3 protein-coding genes and 2 pseudogenes are annotated in these 4,174 nt (G+C 58.8%); 2 read left to right on the top strand and 3 right to left on the bottom strand.

What is annotated here, in order from left to right; all coding sequences use genetic code 11:
* On the bottom strand, positions 1 to 1,091 hold a 1,091-nt coding region (locus tag AC1DWF_RS30710), incomplete at its 3' end, for a PAS domain S-box protein (RefSeq protein WP_476842463.1).
* Between the two features lie 382 nt (positions 1,092 to 1,473).
* Here AC1DWF_RS30710 and greA point away from each other — a divergent pair.
* Together greA and AC1DWF_RS30720 are read left to right on the top strand one after the other, a co-directional pair.
* A complete protein-coding gene (greA, locus tag AC1DWF_RS30715; protein ID WP_476788473.1) occupies positions 1,474 to 1,956 on the top strand; it encodes a transcription elongation factor GreA in 483 nt (160 codons plus the stop codon).
* Between the two features lie 10 nt (positions 1,957 to 1,966).
* Positions 1,967 to 2,107: pseudogene (locus tag AC1DWF_RS30720) on the top strand (autotransporter); the annotation flags it as partial.
* A gap of 286 nt (positions 2,108 to 2,393) precedes the next feature.
* Here the strand turns inward: AC1DWF_RS30720 and AC1DWF_RS30725 are convergent.
* A complete protein-coding gene (locus AC1DWF_RS30725) occupies positions 2,394 to 3,722 on the bottom strand; it encodes an amidohydrolase family protein (protein WP_476842464.1) in 1,329 nt (442 codons plus the stop codon).
* A gap of 52 nt (positions 3,723 to 3,774) precedes the next feature.
* Positions 3,775 to 4,174: pseudogene (locus AC1DWF_RS30730) on the bottom strand (ABC transporter permease); the annotation flags it as partial.

Raw genomic sequence — 4,174 nt, forward strand, 5'->3', positions numbered from 1 at the left:
AGGGCTCCGTGCTTGGCTGAATTGGTGGCAAGCTCGTGGAAGGCCATTCCAAGGTTCTGGACGGCTACGATAGACAGAGTGATTGGCTCGCCCGAGATCTCAAGACGATGCTCCGCAGTGAAGGGCTTGATTTGGTCGTCGACCAGGTCGGATATCGTTGCCCCGCGCCAATCGCCATTGACAAGCAGGTCCTGAGATTTCGACAACGCCATAATCCGGTTGCGCATCTGACGATCGAAGTCGGCTACGCTCGGGGTGTATTTACCCGTCTCGCGGATCATCGACAATATGACGGCGAACTGGTTCTTCACTCTGTGATTGACTTCTCGCAGGAGCAGACGAATGCGATTTTCGCTATCTTTCCGCTCAGATACGTCCCTCGCGATTTTCGATGCACCGATCACTTTGCCCGTGGCATTCCGTACAGGCGAAACGGTCAGCGAGACTGCAACGAGCCGGCCATCCTTGCGTTTTCTGATCGCATCGAAATGATCGACGCGCTCGCCGTTTCGGACTTTCCCGAGGATATGAGTCTCTTCCTCCTGCCTGTCGGAAGGGATCAGCATACCTACATGCTTGCCAATGGCTTCATCTGCCGAGTAGCCAAACAGTCGGGAGGCACCAGTGTTCCAGCTTTGGATCACCCCGCAAAGGTTCTTGCAGATGATGGCGTCGTCCGATGATTCAACAATTGAGGCCAAGAGCTGGTTTTGTTGTTCGTCCCGCTTCTGCACTGAGATGTCCACGAGCATGTTGATTGCGCCCGAGATTTTACCGGAGCCGTCGCGTAATGCTGCTGGGAAGGCGAGGAAGGGTACCATTGTGCCATCCGGGCGTTCGGCAATGCCTTCTACCCCACGGATCGAGCGTCCCTCTTTCAGGGCTATCGCCATGGGGCTATCGCTATGCGCCAAGGGATCTCCATCGGGAGTTCTAAGCCGCAAGGAGCCACACCATTCAGCCTTACCAATTTCCGGACGGTGCCCCCAAAGGTCCGCAGCAGCTTCATTGTAGTAAGTGATCCGCCCTTGGGCGTCGGTGATATAGACCGCTGTTGGTAGCGCGCCAAGCAAGTTATGGTGTGGGGTCATTCAAGCCGGCATCCGCTGTTTTCATACTCGACGACGAAAAAATGCCCGAAGTCACACTTCGGGCGCGTATCAGCCATCGAACTTGCTCAAGATCATAAATGGACAAGGTCGTTAAATGTTCCGCAGGAATTTTCAAAACTTCGTCTCGCTCAAAGGCAGGATCTAACGCCCATTCTTCCGGGTGAAAGCACGCGGCCAGCCTTTCAATCCGCATTTGCGACGATTGCTATGTTGGTGACGGCGTTGACGATGCCTTGACTCGAAAGCGGCCCGGCCTGGTGATATTCCGCTCGGCGGGAGCCAGTCGTCAAATTGTTGCAGCTTTGTTGCCGGCTGTAGGTTATCTGATTGCCGACAGTTTTCGACAAGGAGGCCTGACCGATTGAGCGTGGCATTTGCCAAGGAGGAAAGTGCGGAGGCGGCATCGGAAACCATCTTGCCGGCTCGCCCCATCTCCGGACGGGCCAACCTCGTCACGGAGGCGGGCCTCAAGATGCTGCAAGATGAATTGGCTCGCTCTCGGCAGGCTCTCGGGGCCGCTAGTGTGCTGGAAGATGTCAACGAGAGGCGACGGCAGTCGGCGGTCCCGGTTCGAGACATGCGCTATTATGCCCAGCGCATCCGTACGGCTCAGCTTATGTCGGTGCCCACGTCCAATGAAGTGATCGGCTTCGGTCACACGGTTACCTTCGAGCGTGACGATGGCCGTACTCAGACCTTCCGCATCGTCGGTGAGGATGAGGCCAACCCGTCTCAAGCTTCGATATCGCATGGTTCACCGGTTGCCATCGCGCTGATTGGCAAAGCTGTTGGCGACGTTGTTCAGCTAGGGCAGCGCGAACTTGAGATCCTGTCCATTTCTTAGTTGGATATCAGGCTACGGGCTCGGCGGTTCCTACAACTGGAACGACGACAAATATTCGGTCTATGGCGAGGTTTCGGTCAATAGCTCGCTCGAAAAATTCGGCGACAGCTATGCGCTTGCCTGCACCGCCGGCTTCAGGGTCAAATGGTAGGATAGAACCGTCTTGCAAACTTGGCGGAGGCATCTCAGATGCCGCTGCCAGCTACCAACATCCAACTTGAAATCAACGGCCGGACTGCATCCAGCCTTTGCCCGCAGTCCCATCCTCCCTCCAACAGGTCGCGGGCGATCGGCACGTCAACCTTGCTCCCTCCTTCCAGCGACGCGCCGATCGCAAAAAGCCTCTGGGGCCCGAGATGGAGCGGCCGATGCCCGGCGCGCTTGCCAGGGACCGAAGCCCTGGCCGGTTTCTTGGCAGCACGCAGTACTGTCTTCGCTTATCTCAAGCTACGCTTGCGCAGCGCATGGGCCTTACTGCGGAAATTCGCTCTGATTTCCGCTTCGTCTATGCCGGCGACGATGCGGTTCTCCATCAGTATCCGGCCAGCGACGATCGTATGCAGAACGTCGTCGGCGCGGCTGGAGTAGACCAGTGCCGCAGCAGTGTCATAGACCGGCAGTGTGTGCGCCTTGTCGAGGTCGACGACAATGACATCGGCGGCCATGCCGGGCGCCAGGGAGCCGGTTTCGGGCCGGTTCATCGCCTTGGCACCTTCGGCAGTCGCCATCTCCAGGATATCGGTTGTCTTCAGGAATTCCGGGTCAGCGGTCTTGTCCTTGTGGATGAGGCCGGCGAATTTCATTTCCTGGAACATGTCGAGCGTGTTGTGGCTGGCTGGCCCGTCGGTTGCAAGGCCGACCGTGACGCCATGCTCGCGCACGCATTTTAGCGGCAGTGTGCCGGAGGCGACCTTGGCGTTGCAGCACGGGCAATGCGCAATTTTGGTATTGGTTGCGGCCAATATCTTCACGTCATCCTCGTCGAGCTGCGTGCAGTGCGCCGCGGTCACGTCGGACTTCAGGAAATCAAGTGAATGAAGCCAGCGGACCGCCGATGTGCCATAGGTTTCGGCAACATAGACGGTCTCTTGGGGCGCTTCGGCGAGGTGGATGTGGATCGGCACATGATGCGCGTCGGCAACCTCGCGCGACAGGCGAAACATTTCTGGCCCACAGGAATATGTGGCATGTGGCRACAGCCCGATCTGGAGAAGCCCATTCTGCGACTGGTGGTGCTTGACGACGAGGTCGCCGAAGCCGTGTAGCGTCTTCCACGACCAGTCAGTGATCGACGCGTAGACGCCGCGATCGGCGAAGCCGTAGCCAAGTGTTGCGCGCAGCGGTATCTTCTTCAGCGCCTCGATCTGCGGCTCGACGGCATAGGCATCGAAATGCTCGTTGAAGGAGGTAACGCCCGACTTCACCATTTCGACAAGACCGTTCAGGTTCGCCCAGTACAGCGTCTCGGGATCGAAGTTGCGCTTGAGCTGCCACATGGTGGACAGCCACTCGAACAGCCGCACGTCTTCCAAAAGCCCACGCAGGAGAAGGTTCGAGGCAATATGCGTGTGGCTGTCGCAGAAGCCCGGCATCACCGCGCAATTCGAGGCGTCGATGACCTTTGCCGCACTGCCGATGTCGATGGTTTCCTGCGGGCCTACGGCTTGGATCTTGCTGCCGCTGATGGTGATTGTTCCGCGCTGGATCGGCTTGGCGCCGGCCATGGGCATCACGGTGCCGTTGATGATGGCGATATCGATAGTCATCGTATGCTCCCACGCGATCCATTCTGGGATCCGGTTTCAGAGTTTCAGATTTTCAGCGAACGTGCCGAAAATAAGGCAAGCCGAGCGCCGCCGGAGCCGCCGTCGCTTGCCGCATACGGCGCCAGACCATGGCTGGAACGATGATGAAGCAGAGCGTGCCCAGATAGGGCAGCATGCCTAGCAGGGCCGGAGCGATCGGCCAGTTCCGGGCCTGCCCGACATAGCCGAGTGCGGTGATCAGGCCGAAGAGCAGTGCGACGAGGACGACGTTCAGCGGCTGGTAGCGGGCAAAGATGACCAGCGCCACCGCAATCCAGCCGCGCCCCGCCACCATGCCGTCAGACCACGATGGGACAAAAGCCAGCGTGAGATAGCCGCCGGCGCCGGCGGCGAGAGCGGCCCCCAGCGAGACGTACCAGAAGCGCATCGCCAAGACCGGTACGCCGGCCGCA

This window comes from Aminobacter sp. P4_D5, from assembly GCF_056401815.1.